A 13,302-nucleotide genomic window follows, 5' to 3' on the forward strand; every position below is an offset into this window, starting at 1 on the left:
AACTACAGCGCTTCATCGGCCCAGGTGCCGGGCGCCAAGCCGTCAAGCGTGTGTGGACCGATCGCCGCGCGAATCAATCGCAGCGTGGGGTAGCCCACCGCGGCGGTCATGCGCCGCACCTGGCGGTTGCGGCCTTCGCGGATGGCGAGTTCGATCCACGCGGTGGGGATGGCCTTGCGCTCGCGGATGGGCGGGTTGCGCGGCCACACGTCGGGCGCGGGGGCGAGCAGGCGCGCGCGGGCGGGCAGGGTGGGGCCGTCGTTCAACACCACACCGCTGCAGAGCGCGGCCAGCGCAGCTTCATCCGGGATGCCCTCCACCTGCACCCAGTAGGTCTTCTCCATCTTGAAGCGCGGGTCGGCAATGCGGGCCTGCAGCGCGCCGTCGTTGGTGAGCAGCAGCAGCCCTTCGCTGTCGGCATCCAGCCGCCCCGCCACGTACACACCGGGCAGGTCGATGTAGTCCTTGAGGCCCTGCCACTTGCCCTCGGGCGTGAACTGGCTCAGCACGCCATAGGGTTTGTTGAAGCGGATCAGGCGCGAGGTCATGATGCAGTCGGGAAATATGAATAAAAATGGTCGCCAGCGCTTGATTGATAAGCGCTTCTAGCTATCAAAATAATAGTACTGGTGCTTAGGGGCCTGTGCGGCAGAAGGCATCGAAGCGAAACGTGCGAAAACCGAGGATCGTGTGGTTGACTGACGAGCCCAGGGTGGGCCCCTGGGCGCAGGAGGCAGGACCACACCAGACCGATTTCTCGCGCGGTGCAGCCGATGCTCCTTCTGCCGCGCAGGCTCCTAGCCTCATGCGGGCACGAACAGCGCCGGGTCCACCATCGCGCGGTTCAGCATCACGCCCCAGTGCAGGTGCGGGCCGGTCACGCGGCCGGTGGCGCCCACCTTGCAAAACGGCTGCCCGGCGGCCAGCACATCGCCCACCTGCACATCCATCGCGCTCAGGTGGCAGTACATCGACAGCAGGCCCTGGCCGTGGTCCAGCCACACCGTGCCGCCGTTGAAGAAGTAGTCGCCCACGTCGATCACCCGCCCCGCCAGCGGCGCCACGATGGGCGTGCCCGTGGGCGCGGCAATGTCCATGCCGCTGTGCGGATTGCGCGGCTGGCCGTTGAACACCCGCCGCAGCCCGAACGAGCTGGAGCGGCGCCCCGGCACGGGCACGCGCATGCGCAATGACGGCAGCGCGTGGCCCGCGGGCTGCTCGGTGAACGTGGCCATCACCACCGCCTGGTGGTCGCGCTCGCGCTCATAGCGCGCCTGGTCTTCGGGTGAGAGGTCGACGGTGCGCGGCGAGACCTTGAGGTGCTGCTCTTTGTACTGCTTGTGCGCCACGGTGTAGGGCACGGCGCGCGCACCGCCTTGGGTTGGTACGGTGATGGACGCATCGCCCGGTGCGGCAGCCAGCGGGATGCCGACGATGGCTGTCCACTCGATGGCATCGCCCACCACCAGCAGTGGCACATCCACATCGCCCTGGCGCACCTGCGCCACCGGCCGCGTGGCCGCCGGGCCCAGCGACAGGCGCGCTACGCCGCCGGGCACTTGCAGCGCCTGCGGCCACAGCACGGGCGCCGCGGGCACGGGTTTGGCGTGCAGCAGACCCGCAGGCCACGCCCACAGGCTGCCCACGCCGATCAAGGCTCTGCGGCGGGTGAGGTGATGCAAGGGGCGGTTTGCAAGGACGTGGCCGGGGACGGCGGTGACGTCGGTGCTGTCGGTGCGGGCGGAGAGGGCAGTGAAGGAGCGAGAGATTTCGGACACGGCGGTGGTGAAAGCAACGGTGGAATGCAAAGGCGCTAGCCGGCCATTGTGCCGCCGCAGCGGTGCGGCGTCGGCCTACATCCGGTCACACATCGCCCCACCACAATCGCCCGCATGCCCCACGCCGAGCCCCGCCGCTTCTCCACACCGCTCATCGTCCTGCTCACGGCCTTGGTGACCGGGGCACTGGTGTTGCTGGCTCTCAACTTCACCGCCGGCGAAAAGAAGGTGCAACACGAACTGCCCCGCCTGTACACCACTGCCAGCCCGCAGTTCGAGCGTGCGCTCGGCAGCTTGCTCGGCCCCGGCATCGTGGATGGCAACGAGGTGACCGAGCTCCTGAACGGCGACCAGATCTTTCCGCCCATGCTGGCCGCCATCCAGGCCGCCAAGACCAGCGTCACTTTTGAAACCTACATCTACTGGTCTGGCGACATCGGCAAGCAGTTTGCCGACGCGCTGAGCGAGCGCGCCCGTGCCGGTGTGAAGGTGCATGTGCTGCTCGATTGGGTGGGCAGCGCCAAGATGGAGGACAGCTACCTCACCGAGATGGAAGAGGCGGGCGTGGAGATCAAGAAGTTTCACAAACCGCACTGGTACAACCTGGCGCGGCTGAACAACCGCACCCACCGCAAGCTGTTGGTGGTGGATGGGCAAGTGGGCTTTACGGGGGGCGTGGGTATTGCGCCCGAATGGACAGGCAACGCGCAGAACCCCGACCATTGGCGCGACTCGCACTATCTGGTGCGTGGCCCCGCGGTGGCGCAGATGCAGGCCACGTTTTTAGACAACTGGCTCAAAGTCACCGGCAAGGTGCTGCACGGCGATGCGTACTTTCCGGCCATCAAGCCGGTGGGCACGCAAAAGGCGCAGATGTTCTCCAGCTCCCCGTCGAGCGGCAGCGAAAGCATGCAGCTCATGTACCACCTGGCGATCACGGCGGCCGAGCGCAGCATCGACCTGTCGGTGGCGTACTTCGTGCCCGATGAACTCACGCGCAAGCTGCTGCTGGACGCCCTGGGCCGGGGCGTGCGCGTGCGCCTGGTCACGCCCGGCGAGTACACCGACACCGAGGCGGTCAAGGCCGCATCGCGCGCGACCTGGGGCGAACTGCTGCAAGCGGGTGCCGAGATCTACGAATACCGGCCCACCATGTACCACTGCAAAGTGATGATCGTGGACCAGCTGCTGGTGTCAGTGGGCTCCACCAATTTCGACAACCGGTCCTTCCGCCTGAACGACGAAGCCAACCTCAATGTCTACGACACCAAGTTTGCCCAGCGGCAGACCCAGGTGTTCGAGGACGACATCAAGCGATCACGCCGCGTGACGCATGGGGAGTGGCTGCAGCGCCCGCTGCGCGAGCGGCTGGCGGAGAAGATGACGGGGCTGCTGCGTTCGCAGCTGTGAAGGCGATACGTTCAGCGGTTTGTGTGCGCTGCATGGGCCCTGTGATGCAGGGCTGGTGGTCTTGCATGTGTTGGACGATAAAGCTCATTCGGCAGGAACGATCCGCCGCAATGCCCGGATCCGTTTCCAAACCAAAGCTTTCGCAATGCCCTGCATCGCCATCGCTTGCATGCAGCGTTCCAGCCAACCCGCCCGGTGCTGGATGCGATCAATTGCCTTGCCCAGATCGCGTTCCACGGCTGCGCCGTAGGCTTCTTGCGCCTTGGCCAGTGCTGCGCGCAATGCGGGCAAAGGCAGTTCCATCATGGCCAGGTCGATCACGTCGCGGCTAAAGACCCCGTCGTCGGCTTGCCGATCTGAATTGGCCAACAGTTTGGACGCTGCCAGGTCCAGCGAGGTGAGGGTGCTGACGCCACAGACGACATCCTGTGGTCCGGGGGGCGCCAGCGCAATGCGTCCCTCGCGCACGATCTCGAACTTGATCGCCTGGCCGTCCATTTGCACCTGGGTGCGGATGCCGTACTGGTCTGCCCGGATTTCTCGCAGCGTGATCAAGGGCAGAGCGTGTGGATGGGTCATGGCTGCCAGCCCGTGCGGGCCAGTCAGCAACTGCCGCAGCTCTCGGTAGCCAGCGACATCGGATACCAGGAAGTCGATGTCCACGGACTCGCGGTATTCGCCATGCCGCAGCGCAATGCAGGTGCCGCCCCCAAACAGGCATCCATGCTGGCGCAGCACGGCACTGTCCAGAGACGCGAGCACGTGGGCGATGCGCTGGTGGTGCGGCCTTTCAAACATGGCCGCCGTGGTCGCCTGGGGCGCGGGACGCGAAGGCTATGCGCAGTGCTTCAAGCAGGGTCTTCTCGTTGTCTGCCATGGCGCTTTGATCGAGGTGGCGCGCATTGCGCTCGTAGATGTCCAGAGCTTCTGCGGGCGTGAGGGCGTCCGTGCCGTGCACCTGCCACGCCAGCGCCCGCAATTGGGGGTAGTCGGCCAGCACCACGCGGGCGGGGATCCAGCCTGCTGGGGCCGATGGGTTTGTCGCGTGGTGTGCTTCGTCCGCCCGGTTTCCGAAAGCCGGCTCCAGCCCCAGCGCAGCCATGGCGTTGCACCAGGCCCCCATGGTCACAGAGGGCTCTCCCTTTTCTATGCGATGCAGCGTGACGCGAGAAATACCCGCGGCCTCCGAGGTCACGGTGGCGTTCAGGCGCAGGGCTTTCCGATGGGCGCGAAGCTGCTCACCCAGGGCTTTCAGCTGGCTAGCGGTCTGCTCCGCAATGGCAGGCGTAGGGGATGGCATTTGATTCTCATTATTTTCAAAAATAGCATTTTGTCAAATATGAGAATCACTTTAAGTTGAGGCTAGTGAACGAAGCTGTGGGAAGCGGAAGTCAGTGCGTCACAAACTCGTAGCTCACGGCCTCGCTCTCCACCATGTCGAGCACGTCGTTGAGCTCATCGTCGCTCTCGGTGCTGCTCCAGATGTCTTCGGGGTCAGTGGCAAACAGCGGCTCGATGGCGATGTCCATGAACTTGCCTTCCGCGATCTGGATCACAGGCGTGCCTTCAGAGGTCTCGACCAGGTGCCAGTCATCGGGCACGGTCATTTCGAGTTGGATGGTGACGTTGAGTTTTTTCATGGTGGATCCTTATGGGGCGGTGGAGGGATGAATCGACCGATGGATGAATCGATGGTTCAGTGAATCGACAGTGCGATCCGGCCGTGCAGGGTAACCCAGTGTGCGGCTGAGAACCCGTGGCGCAGCCATTGGGTGTGTGTGGGGCATGTTCGTTGCTTCATCACTGGGGTATTCTTTTCGTGCGTCATTGCAGCGCAGCGCCTGCCGCGCCGCCTTCAAGGCCGCATCCCCACCCCCTCCTGGAGCGCTTCACCATGATCAGCCAAAGAACCCTTGCCCTCGCCGCCGCAGCCCTGGTGGCCAGCCTGTCCTTGTTCAGCCAGGCGGCGCAGGCCGGCCCCCGGCTCGACAAGATTCTGGAGACCAAGGTCATCCGCGTCGGCACGCCAGGCGACTACCGTCCGTTTGCCGTCAAGACGGATGCGGGCCTGTCGGGCCACGACATCGATGTGATCGAGGCCATGGCCAAGGAGCTGGGCGTGAAGATCGAGTACGTGCCGACGTCCTGGCCCAACCTGATGAAGGACCTGCAGTCCGACCAGTTCGACATCGCCGTCGGCGGCATCACGCGCAATGTCTTGCGCATCCGCTTGATCGAAATGCTGCCGGGCTACGCGCCCTTCGGCAAGGTGGCGCTGGTGCGCTCGGCCGATAAAGCCAAATACAACACCGTGGACGATTTGAACAAGCCCACCGTGCGCGTGATCAAGAACCCCGGGGGGACCAACGAAACCTTTGTGCTGCAGAACCTCAAGACCGCCCAGGTCAGCACGCACGACAAGAATGCCGAGATCCCGGCGCTGATCGCCGAAGGGAAGGGCGACGTCATGATCACCGAGACCTACGAAGCGGTGGTCTACAGCAAGGCCGACCCGCGCCTGCACGCCGCATTCTTGGACGCGCCGCTCACGCCCAAGAGCTACCTGGGCTTCATGCTGCCCAAGGACGATGCGGACTACACCCGCGTGATGAACTTCGTCTGGGGCCAGGTGGACAGCCGCGGTGTGCTCAAGCAGGCGGCGGACAAGTGGTTGAAGTGAAGTCGAAGTAAGTCGGCGCAGCGGGCCTGGCCGCGGGACTTGCGCATTACGCAGTACGCAGTGACCGCGGCGGCGCCGCACCTTCTTGCTCACGGCACGGCAACCCACGGGGCCGCCACGCCCATCGCCCCGCGCCGTGGTGGTCGTTACTCCGCAGGAATCTCCGCCTCGATCAGCTGTGCGAGCAACTGCAGCGATTCCTGCCAGCCCAGGTAGCACATCTCCGTCGGAATCACGGCAGGAATGCCCGCCTGCTCCACGGCCAGCTCAGTGCCCACCAGCACCGCCTTGAAGGTGATGGTGGTGCGCATCTCGCCGGGCAGGTTCGGGTCATCGAACCGGTCGGTGTGCACGATGCGCTCGCCCGGCACCAGCTCCACATACGCGCCGCCAAATGCGTGCGTCTGTCCATTGCTGAAGTTGGTGAACTGCATGCGGTAGCTGCCGCCCACACGCGCATCCATGCTCAGCACCCGCCCGGTAAAGCCGTGCGGAGGCAGCCATTTGGCCATGGCGTCGGGGTCCAGAAAGGCGCGGTACACACGCTCTGGCGGGGCGCGGAGCACGCAGTGCAGCGTGACGGTGCCAGTCGTCGTGGCGGCAGCGGCATGGGGGTTGGGGGTCGTCATGGGCGGTCTCCTTGTCGGTGTCTGCAACAGCAGGGTGGATGAAACATGGGCGGCGGTGCGGTCCACCGCCGGCTCACATTCCTACGACGAACGGGCCTGGGCATTTTCGACAACGGGCCGTTAAGAGTCGCGTATTTTTCTCGCCCGGTGTGTCGGCTGGCTTGGCGCGTCAGGCCGCCACGGCTTGCGTGCCAAAGCTCTCGCTGCCTTGCGACCAGGCCAGCAAACGGTCGATGTTGGGGTGCTTGCCCGGGAATGCCTTGGCATCTGCCGTGTGCTCGGCATACCACTCCAGGCCCAGCGCGGCTGCTGCGGGGGTGATGCGGCCGCCATAAAGCGCAGCCAGCGCGGCGTAGACCACCAGGGAGCCCTTCTGGCCCGGTTGGTTTTCGATGGTGGCAATCACTTCACCGTGGGCGCCGAGCAGTTGAAGCGCTGCGAGGTGGGTGGCGGAGGGGAGCTGTTGAAGGCGGTCTGCGAAGTTCATGGAACGAAAAATTTAAATGAAATAGGCTGCTAGCGCTTGATTGGTAAGCGCTAGTAGCTATAAAAATAGGAGCATCTCCGCCGGCGGAGTAGGCGGGTTGCCTGGGCACTCCCACCGGCCGCTTCAAGCTTGCCACACCCCAAACCCCGCTGAGCGCAGGTCGATGCCAATCTCGATCTCCCGGTCCACTGCGTCTTCGTAGCTCATGGGGTTAAAGCCTTCATACAGGTCGGGCAGCAGGCGCAGGCCGTATTGCGTCACGAACCGGTTGGCCTGAATGCCCGCCTTGTGCTTGTCAAACCGCACGTCCGGGTCCAGGCCCGTCATGCCCACGTACACGCAGGGCTTGCCGTCGATGTAGCCCGGGTTGCACCGGCGAAAGCGCGGCTCCAGCAGCACGTCTTTGGAGAGTTCGACGACGTAGACATGGTGGTGGAGCTTGCGGCGGCGCATGGGTGAGATAGGTGAAGGGGGCTTCTAGGCAGCGCCGCGGGCGCGGCGTTCTGCACGGCACTACTTATTCATCATCTTCCGCCTGCCCGTCATCCCGCAGGCGGCGTTCGAGCCTGCTTCGCAGCGACTCGGTCTCTTTCAGAAAGTGCTCCACTGGCACGGCCGGGGCCACGCGCAGGCTCGGCGGGAACAGGCTGCTCATGTACAGCGATTTCGACAGGCGCAGGTTGTTCAGCCACTGCGCACCCAGCCACGAAGGCACGCCCAATGCCACCACGGCTGCCACCGTCCAGGCCAATCCCACGCGGCGGCGCGGCAGCATGGCTGCCAAGTGGGCATACAGCGCCCCGGCCAGCACGATCACCATCAGCACATTGGCAAACCGCGAAAAAAATTCCAGCGAGAAAGCGAAGGCCGCAAGGTGGGCCACCAAATGGACCACGTCGATCGCCAGGGCTGCAGCGCACGCAATGCGCACATGTCGCCAGAACTGCAGCTGGCCGCCGAACACTTTGTTGGCCAGGGCCCATAAGCCCGACCACACGCCCACCATGGCCAGCAGGGTGAGCAGGCTGCCGGGCAGCGACTTCACGTATTGCGACACGTCACGCGCCTCCAGCCATGACGACGTCAGCGCTGCAGCCACCACCAGCGCCATCAAAACTGCGGTGGTGCCCGCAGTGCGCCATGGAAACTTTGGCAAGGGCTGCTCGTCGACGATGGCCGTGTCCGCCAGGCGCAGCGCGATGTGGGTGCGGCCCAGGTCGATGGGGGTGCCGTCGGGCCAGTCAAATCGCTCGCCCTTGCCGTGGTGCTTGCGCTGCAGGCGTGCGCCGTTGCGCGTCTCCAGCACCTCCACCTGCACCGTGCGCGGGGCGTCCGCCGCGCGGTCGATGCGCAGGTGGGTGGGCGCCACAAACGGGTCGTCCAGCACCAGGTCGCAGTCCAGGCCCCGGCCCACCGTCACGGGCCAGCGGGTGATGGGCGCGCGTGCCAGCAGGGCGCCGTGGCGGTCAAAGGCTTCTATCAGGCCCAGGGTCGGCATCATCATGGTGCGGCCTCCCAGCGAAACGCCTGCAGGTACTGGTGTGCGAGCTTCATGCCGTTGTCGAAAGCAATGCCCTGCACGTCGAGTCGGCCCAGCACGCCCTGGGTGGGCTGGTTGACCGAGGCGGCGAGGATGGTCATGTTGTACAGCCCGGGCAGCTTGCGGTAGGCCGACATGCAGACCACTGCGCGCAGCGGCAGGCTGCCGGGGTCGGTATAGCGTTCGGTGCACTCGACCGCCGTCTGGTGGCGGTTGCCGCGAATTTGCAGCCGCTCGTTGGCAAAGCTTTGCGAATACACGCGGGCGAATCGCGCGGCGCCCAAGGTGGGCGCGTTGTAGGCCTCATAGCTCAGGCGCACCGCGCCGGTGTTGAAGTCACCAGCCACCACATCGGTGTCGGCCTGGCACTGCGTACGCTCCAGGTTCAAGCCGGGAAACGCCGGGTCGCGCCCCGAGCCCCAGCACCGCGCCAGCGCATCGTCGGGCACCGGCACGCGGTAGTTGCCGTGGCGCTGTTCGCGAAACGGCGCTTTCAAGAACCGGTCCGTCAGCAATTGCTGGTGCCCCATCAACTGCTTGGTCATCTCGCCATACGCGGGCTGGGTGATGGGCTCGGCGTTGGCGGCGCGCTGCACCAGCGCCTGGGCAAACTCGGCCGGGATCAAAAAGCTGACCTGCTCGCCATCGAGCCGCTTGGCCACGTTGACGCCTAGTACCCGCCCCGCATCGTCCACCGCAGGGCCACCGCTCATACCAGGGTTGAGGGTGCCGCCGAAGAAAATGCGCGGGTAAAAACTGCGCCGCACCAGCCCGTTGTAGGTGCCCTCGGTCACGGCAAAGCCGATGTCCAGGGGATTGCCGAGCGAGTAGATGCGCTCGCCCTGCGCCAGGGCTTCGGTCGCAGGCCGAAAGCTCAGCACCGGCGCCGCTGCCGTGCGGCCCTTGGCGCGCAGCACGGCCAGATCGCGCTGCACATCAAACGCCAGCAGCTCGACCTCGCCCTCCAGCCCTTCCATCGTCACGTACACGCCCCGGTAGCGTTCGGGCTCCAGGGCCAGCTGGCTGGCCACATGGAAGTTGGTGACGATCAGGCCATCGGCAGAGACAAAAAACCCGGAGCCAATCGACGCCTGGGTGTCGGCATTGCGCAGCAGCGTGCGGATCTGCACCAGCTTGTCGCGCGACAGCTCATAAATGCGCCGGGCATCGCGCGAGAGTGCGGCGGCCGGCACTGCCGCGGGTAGGGTTGGTGCCGCGGTAGCGTTGGCGGGTTCGCTGCTGGGTATGGGTGATAAGGGCGGCGCGGGCTTCGTGGCGTGGGCGTTGGGGGCAGCGGGCGCCAGCACTGTAGGCGCTGCCGGCACCGCTGCACCGCCGCCTGCTGCTGGCCGCACCGCTGGGGCGCTCACGTTGGCGGGTGGGGTCACGTTCTGGGCGTGCGCCAACGCGCAGGCCAGCAACAAAACGGCGGGTGTGACGCGCCGCAGCGGCCGGAGGAGGGGGAAGGGCATCGCGGTATTCTATGAACGCGCTGCAAGCGCCGGGCCCGTCTTGGAACTGGCCCCAGCATTCACTGGTAAATCTTCTTTCCTATGCAAGCAATCGACCCCTATCCCATCGGCACGCCCGGCCAACCCTGGGGCGCCGCAGAACGCACCCTCTGGCGCGCGCGCCAGGTGCGCCAGCGCAGCTACGCCGACGACGTGCTCAGCGCCATCGATGCGCTGCGAGACCGGTTTGATGTGGAGCCGTACGGCGAGGTGGCCTATGCCGACGCCCACCACGCGGCAGAGCACTTTCCCCTGCTGGCCATCCGCAGCCGCGGTTGGCAACCCGGCCTGCCCAGCGTGCTGGTCACCGGCGGCGTGCACGGCTACGAGACGAGTGGCGTGCACGGCGCGCTGCGCTTTGTGGATGCACAGGCCGAGCGCTTCGCCGGCCGCGTCAACCTGCTGGTGGTGCCGTGTGTCAGCCCCTGGGCGTACGAGCGTGTCCAGCGCTGGAACTTCGACGCCATCGACCCCAACCGCGCGTTCCGCGAAGACTCGCCCGCGCAGGAGTCTGCGGCCCTCATGCGCTTGGTGGCGCGGCACCAGGCCCCATATGGCCCGTTCTCCGCCCACATCGACCTGCACGAAACCACCGACACCGACGAATCCGAATACCGCCCTGCCGTGGCCGCGCGCGACGGCAAGGTGTTTGAACCGGGCAGCATCCCCGATGGCTTCTACCTGGTGGACGACACCGACAACCCGCAGCCCGCGTTTCAGCAGGCCATCATCGAGGCGGTGGGCCGGGTCACGCACATCGCGCCTGCGGACGACAAGAAAGAAATCATCGGCTCGCCCGTGGTGGCGCCTGGCGTCATCCATTACCCGATGAAGCAGTGGGGCCTGTGCGCGGGCATCAGCGGCGCGCGCTACACCACGACCACCGAGGTGTATCCGGACAGCCCGCGCGCCACGCCGGAGCAGTGCATTGAGGCGCAGGTGGCGGCGGTGTGTGCGGCGGTGGAGTTTGTGTGTGGGGAGCAGAGCTAGCCGGGATGCCGCTGTTTAAGTGACAAATTGGCCGCTAGCGCTTGATGGATAAGCGCTGTTAGCTACTATAAAAGTAGCACTTCTCTCGCGAAGAGTTGGATCGTAGAGCTGACCCTGAACAACCGTTCTGCAGCCGGATTTCCCACCTCGGGAGAGGCTCGTTCAATTGGACGGCAACGCGTCGAGCTGTGACTTCAGCGTTGGCAGTGCGGTCTGAACAGTCTCCCAGACCACTTCGAGGTTGATGTCAAAGTAGCCATGGGCAATGCGATTGCGCATGCCTCGCATGCTGCGCCAAGGTATCTCGGTGTGCTCTTCCGCAAAGGCAGCGTGCTGATCCATCACCTTGGTGGCCGCTTCGCCCAGAACGATCAGGCTCATCACCACTGCTTGCTGGGTCCGTTTGTCGTGCATGAAGTCGGCTTGCGCCATGCCATCCACAAAAGACTGCGCGTCGGCAATGGCCTGCCGCATGTGATCCAGGTAGTCCGGCAGCCTGCTTGCATTCATAGAGGTTTGGCTTCGCTGGCGACGGCGTCACGGAACTTGATGGGCAAGTCTTTCAGCGTGAGCACATCCACCGATACGCCCAACAGCTCTTGCAGCTCGTCTTGCAGGCCACCCAAATCCAGCAGCGTAGCGCCGGGCAATGTATCCACCAGCAGATCCAGATCGCTGCCGTCCTGATCGTCGCCCCGCAGAGCAGAGCCAAACACCCTCGGGTTGGCCACCCGATAGCGCGCCGCTACCTGACAAATAGCATCGCGGTGTTGGCTCAGAGCGAGGGAGGGGCGCATGGCTTTGAGTTTAGCGGTGCAGTTGGTTTTTAGGTCAAATCGGCATCCAGGGCTTAAGGAATAATGGTTATTAGCTATCAAAATAATAGCATATTGGTTTTTGGCGATGTTGTCGCAGGCCTCATCAATGATGGCGAGCCACGCCCATAGTGGCTAACTACGTTCAGCAAAGCTGCCTTGGCGAGGCGTGCCGTCGCAGGCGATACAGCAGCAGTAGACAAGACGAGTCCCCGACGCCAGGCGGAGTTCTGTCAGGCGCTCTTACAGGGTGCTTCCCAAAGCGCTCAGCAACCGGGCGCTCACCTCGGCGGCATCGGGCGTGGAGAACTGCATGTTGTGCTGCCCCGTCAGCGGGCCGTGGCCCGGTTCCATGCGGCCAGCAGCGTCGTAGCCCATGGCCTTGAACTTCCATACCCCTCCGACCAGCTTGAGCGATCCAACATGAGCGCCATCGGCTGCGTGCACGGCCACTATGGCGGCGTCGATGGACACCAACTGCAGCGGCCCCGCCAGCGAGCCGGGCGGCACGGTGCGGTAGGTGGGGGTGAATGTGGGCGGCAGGGGTGGGGTAGGGATCATGGCGGTGGTTGTATCGCAAATGGCGTGGCGCCTGCTGCGCAGTAGCTCGGCCTTTTACGCGCTGGTGTCACGTCGAGAGCTCGCCCTGTGGGTGAGCATGGGCGGCTTGCATCGGCCATGTAATTGGCCTCTAGCGCTTATTTAATAAGCGCTAGCAGCTATGAAAAGCATAGTAAACGCTGGGGAGGACCTCTGAGCGGCGACCATGGGTCGCTGGGCGCTGCCTCTTGTGGCAGTTCTCAATCCTTGAGGCTCACCCCGAGGTGGTCCAGTTTTTTTGCAAACGAGTCCCTGCGTTTCACGGCCTTAAAGCGTGACGTTGGTGCGAAGCAAGGCCGTTCTCAAGTCGCGCGTAGCAGGTTTTGAAATATCCACCTTTTCAACAGCGAGGTCGAACGGTGAGCCTGACCTGATGCTGGTTGGCAATATCTTTTTCGTCGGATTTTTGGCCGGGTACGTGCCTTGACCCGGACACATGCGAACGGAAAACCCGAATTCTTCGAGTACACCTTTCGCATACAACTCTGCCAATTGTTGAAACGTCACGAAGGTGGAACGCTTAACGTCTTTGAATCCTGGCTGGCTGACGTCACGAACGATCTCGAATTTACCTAGTGAATCTCGCTGTGTATCGGTAAACGGATGCAGTAAGAAAGTTTGGCGAACTCCATTTTTCTTGGACACCAGGGTGTGCTCGACGGCGATATCGGTTAGCAGCATATTGTTTTCCTCACTTTTCAAGCTGCAGTTCACACAGCTGCATCATTTGCCATTCCACCTTAAGGCGCAGACCGCATTTTTTTCAGCCCAACCACGGGAGAGCTTGTGCCCCACCCCTTAAGAGTCGCAGTGCTCGACACGGGCAGACCTCGCCCTGAGGGAGTGGACTTTGACTGAACGG

At 64.2% G+C, this 13,302-nt stretch carries 17 protein-coding genes; 3 read left to right on the forward strand and 14 right to left on the reverse strand.

Going from position 1 to position 13,302, the window contains the following annotated elements; genetic code table 11:
- Window positions 1-2: 2 nt before the first annotated feature.
- Together ACSQ3Q_RS08225 and ACSQ3Q_RS08230 are read right to left on the reverse strand one after the other, a co-directional pair.
- Window positions 3-548 (reverse strand): pseudouridine synthase, encoded by a 546-nt coding sequence (locus ACSQ3Q_RS08225; protein ID WP_436133911.1) that lies wholly within the window; start codon window positions 546-548, stop codon window positions 3-5.
- Window positions 549-803: 255 nt separating this feature from the next.
- Window positions 804-1,646 (reverse strand): peptidoglycan DD-metalloendopeptidase family protein, encoded by an 843-nt coding sequence (locus tag ACSQ3Q_RS08230; RefSeq protein ID WP_436136964.1) that lies wholly within the window; start codon window positions 1,644-1,646, stop codon window positions 804-806.
- Window positions 1,647-1,892: 246 nt separating this feature from the next.
- Here ACSQ3Q_RS08230 and ACSQ3Q_RS08235 point away from each other — a divergent pair, with 246 nt between their 5' ends.
- Window positions 1,893-3,188, forward strand: coding sequence for a phospholipase D-like domain-containing protein (locus ACSQ3Q_RS08235; protein ID WP_436133912.1), 1,296 nt, complete (start codon window positions 1,893-1,895; stop codon window positions 3,186-3,188).
- Window positions 3,189-3,272: 84 nt separating this feature from the next.
- On the opposite strand, the gene ACSQ3Q_RS08240 is transcribed toward ACSQ3Q_RS08235, so the two are convergent.
- The 3 genes from ACSQ3Q_RS08240 to ACSQ3Q_RS08250 all read right to left on the reverse strand — a co-directional run bounded on the left by ACSQ3Q_RS08240 (window position 3,273) and on the right by ACSQ3Q_RS08250 (window position 4,828).
- Window positions 3,273-3,926 (reverse strand): nucleotidyl transferase AbiEii/AbiGii toxin family protein, encoded by a 654-nt coding sequence (locus ACSQ3Q_RS08240; RefSeq protein ID WP_436133913.1) that lies wholly within the window; start codon window positions 3,924-3,926, stop codon window positions 3,273-3,275.
- 52 nt (window positions 3,927-3,978) lie between these two features.
- Complete coding sequence (locus ACSQ3Q_RS08245) at window positions 3,979-4,488, reverse strand: helix-turn-helix domain-containing protein (RefSeq protein ID WP_436133914.1); 510 nt, start codon at window positions 4,486-4,488, stop codon at window positions 3,979-3,981.
- A gap of 91 nt (window positions 4,489-4,579) precedes the next feature.
- Entirely contained in the window at window positions 4,580-4,828 is a 249-nt protein-coding gene (locus ACSQ3Q_RS08250) for a hypothetical protein (RefSeq protein ID WP_436133915.1), read from the reverse strand.
- Between the two features lie 254 nt (window positions 4,829-5,082).
- Between ACSQ3Q_RS08250 and ACSQ3Q_RS08255 the strand changes: the two genes are divergently transcribed.
- A complete protein-coding gene (locus tag ACSQ3Q_RS08255; protein ID WP_436133916.1) occupies window positions 5,083-5,868 on the forward strand; it encodes a transporter substrate-binding domain-containing protein in 786 nt (261 codons plus the stop codon).
- 146 nt (window positions 5,869-6,014) lie between these two features.
- On the opposite strand, the gene ACSQ3Q_RS08260 is transcribed toward ACSQ3Q_RS08255, so the two are convergent.
- From ACSQ3Q_RS08260 to ACSQ3Q_RS08280, 5 genes are all read right to left on the reverse strand, one after another.
- Entirely contained in the window at window positions 6,015-6,497 is a 483-nt protein-coding gene (locus ACSQ3Q_RS08260; protein WP_436133917.1) for an SRPBCC family protein, read from the reverse strand.
- A gap of 169 nt (window positions 6,498-6,666) precedes the next feature.
- On the reverse strand, window positions 6,667-6,984 hold the full coding sequence (locus tag ACSQ3Q_RS08265; protein WP_436133918.1) for a DUF2322 family protein: 318 nt from the start codon (window positions 6,982-6,984) through the stop codon (window positions 6,667-6,669).
- Between the two features lie 123 nt (window positions 6,985-7,107).
- Window positions 7,108-7,437: a hypothetical protein gene (locus tag ACSQ3Q_RS08270; protein ID WP_436131139.1), complete on the reverse strand. Its 330-nt coding sequence runs from the start codon at window positions 7,435-7,437 to the stop codon at window positions 7,108-7,110.
- Window positions 7,438-7,501: 64 nt separating this feature from the next.
- Window positions 7,502-8,488, reverse strand: a complete 987-nt coding sequence (locus ACSQ3Q_RS08275; protein WP_436133919.1) for an FHA domain-containing protein — start codon at window positions 8,486-8,488, stop codon at window positions 7,502-7,504.
- Window positions 8,485-9,996, reverse strand: coding sequence for a S1 family peptidase (locus ACSQ3Q_RS08280; protein WP_436133920.1), 1,512 nt, complete (start codon window positions 9,994-9,996; stop codon window positions 8,485-8,487). Before ACSQ3Q_RS08280 ends, ACSQ3Q_RS08275 begins: the two co-directional genes overlap by 4 nt.
- 81 nt (window positions 9,997-10,077) lie before the next feature.
- Here ACSQ3Q_RS08280 and ACSQ3Q_RS08285 point away from each other — a divergent pair, with 81 nt between their 5' ends.
- Entirely contained in the window at window positions 10,078-11,025 is a 948-nt protein-coding gene (locus ACSQ3Q_RS08285; protein WP_436133921.1) for a M14 family metallopeptidase, read from the forward strand.
- A 162-nt stretch (window positions 11,026-11,187) separates the two neighbouring features.
- On the opposite strand, the gene ACSQ3Q_RS08290 is transcribed toward ACSQ3Q_RS08285, so the two are convergent.
- The 4 genes from ACSQ3Q_RS08290 to ACSQ3Q_RS08305 form a co-directional block, all read right to left on the reverse strand.
- A complete protein-coding gene (locus ACSQ3Q_RS08290; RefSeq protein WP_436133922.1) occupies window positions 11,188-11,535 on the reverse strand; it encodes a HepT-like ribonuclease domain-containing protein in 348 nt (115 codons plus the stop codon).
- Window positions 11,532-11,822, reverse strand: a complete 291-nt coding sequence (locus ACSQ3Q_RS08295) for a nucleotidyltransferase family protein (RefSeq protein WP_436133923.1) — start codon at window positions 11,820-11,822, stop codon at window positions 11,532-11,534. The genes ACSQ3Q_RS08290 and ACSQ3Q_RS08295 overlap by 4 nt, the downstream gene beginning before the upstream one ends.
- Window positions 11,823-12,083: 261 nt before the next feature.
- The gene (locus tag ACSQ3Q_RS08300) at window positions 12,084-12,401 is read right to left on the reverse strand and encodes a hypothetical protein (RefSeq protein ID WP_436133924.1); all 318 of its coding nucleotides are present in this window, start codon (window positions 12,399-12,401) and stop codon (window positions 12,084-12,086) included.
- Between the two features lie 306 nt (window positions 12,402-12,707).
- The gene (locus tag ACSQ3Q_RS08305) at window positions 12,708-13,121 is read right to left on the reverse strand and encodes a hypothetical protein (protein ID WP_436133925.1); all 414 of its coding nucleotides are present in this window, start codon (window positions 13,119-13,121) and stop codon (window positions 12,708-12,710) included.
- Window positions 13,122-13,302: the final 181 nt, after the last annotated feature.

Origin of the sequence: Acidovorax sp. LjRoot129, assembly GCF_964253765.1 — a bacterium.
Taxonomy (GTDB): Bacteria; Pseudomonadota; Gammaproteobacteria; order Burkholderiales; family Burkholderiaceae_C; genus Acidovorax.

Coding starts and splice junctions, on each gene's coding strand:
- ACSQ3Q_RS08260 (WP_436133917.1), bottom strand. CDS start 6,497: ATGACGACCCCCAACCCCCATGCCGCTGCCGCCACGACGACTGGCACC.
- ACSQ3Q_RS08275 (WP_436133919.1), bottom strand. CDS start 8,488: ATGATGATGCCGACCCTGGGCCTGATAGAAGCCTTTGACCGCCACGGC.
- ACSQ3Q_RS08305 (WP_436133925.1), bottom strand. CDS start 13,121: ATGCTGCTAACCGATATCGCCGTCGAGCACACCCTGGTGTCCAAGAAA.
- ACSQ3Q_RS08280 (WP_436133920.1), bottom strand. CDS start 9,996: ATGCCCTTCCCCCTCCTCCGGCCGCTGCGGCGCGTCACACCCGCCGTT.
- ACSQ3Q_RS08250 (WP_436133915.1), bottom strand. CDS start 4,828: ATGAAAAAACTCAACGTCACCATCCAACTCGAAATGACCGTGCCCGAT.
- ACSQ3Q_RS08265 (WP_436133918.1), bottom strand. CDS start 6,984: ATGAACTTCGCAGACCGCCTTCAACAGCTCCCCTCCGCCACCCACCTC.
- ACSQ3Q_RS08255 (WP_436133916.1), top strand. CDS start 5,083: ATGATCAGCCAAAGAACCCTTGCCCTCGCCGCCGCAGCCCTGGTGGCC.
- ACSQ3Q_RS08235 (WP_436133912.1), top strand. CDS start 1,893: ATGCCCCACGCCGAGCCCCGCCGCTTCTCCACACCGCTCATCGTCCTG.
- ACSQ3Q_RS08290 (WP_436133922.1), bottom strand. CDS start 11,535: ATGAATGCAAGCAGGCTGCCGGACTACCTGGATCACATGCGGCAGGCC.
- ACSQ3Q_RS08285 (WP_436133921.1), top strand. CDS start 10,078: ATGCAAGCAATCGACCCCTATCCCATCGGCACGCCCGGCCAACCCTGG.
- ACSQ3Q_RS08295 (WP_436133923.1), bottom strand. CDS start 11,822: ATGCGCCCCTCCCTCGCTCTGAGCCAACACCGCGATGCTATTTGTCAG.
- ACSQ3Q_RS08245 (WP_436133914.1), bottom strand. CDS start 4,488: ATGCCATCCCCTACGCCTGCCATTGCGGAGCAGACCGCTAGCCAGCTG.
- ACSQ3Q_RS08225 (WP_436133911.1), bottom strand. CDS start 548: ATGACCTCGCGCCTGATCCGCTTCAACAAACCCTATGGCGTGCTGAGC.
- ACSQ3Q_RS08270 (WP_436131139.1), bottom strand. CDS start 7,437: ATGCGCCGCCGCAAGCTCCACCACCATGTCTACGTCGTCGAACTCTCC.
- ACSQ3Q_RS08300 (WP_436133924.1), bottom strand. CDS start 12,401: ATGATCCCTACCCCACCCCTGCCGCCCACATTCACCCCCACCTACCGC.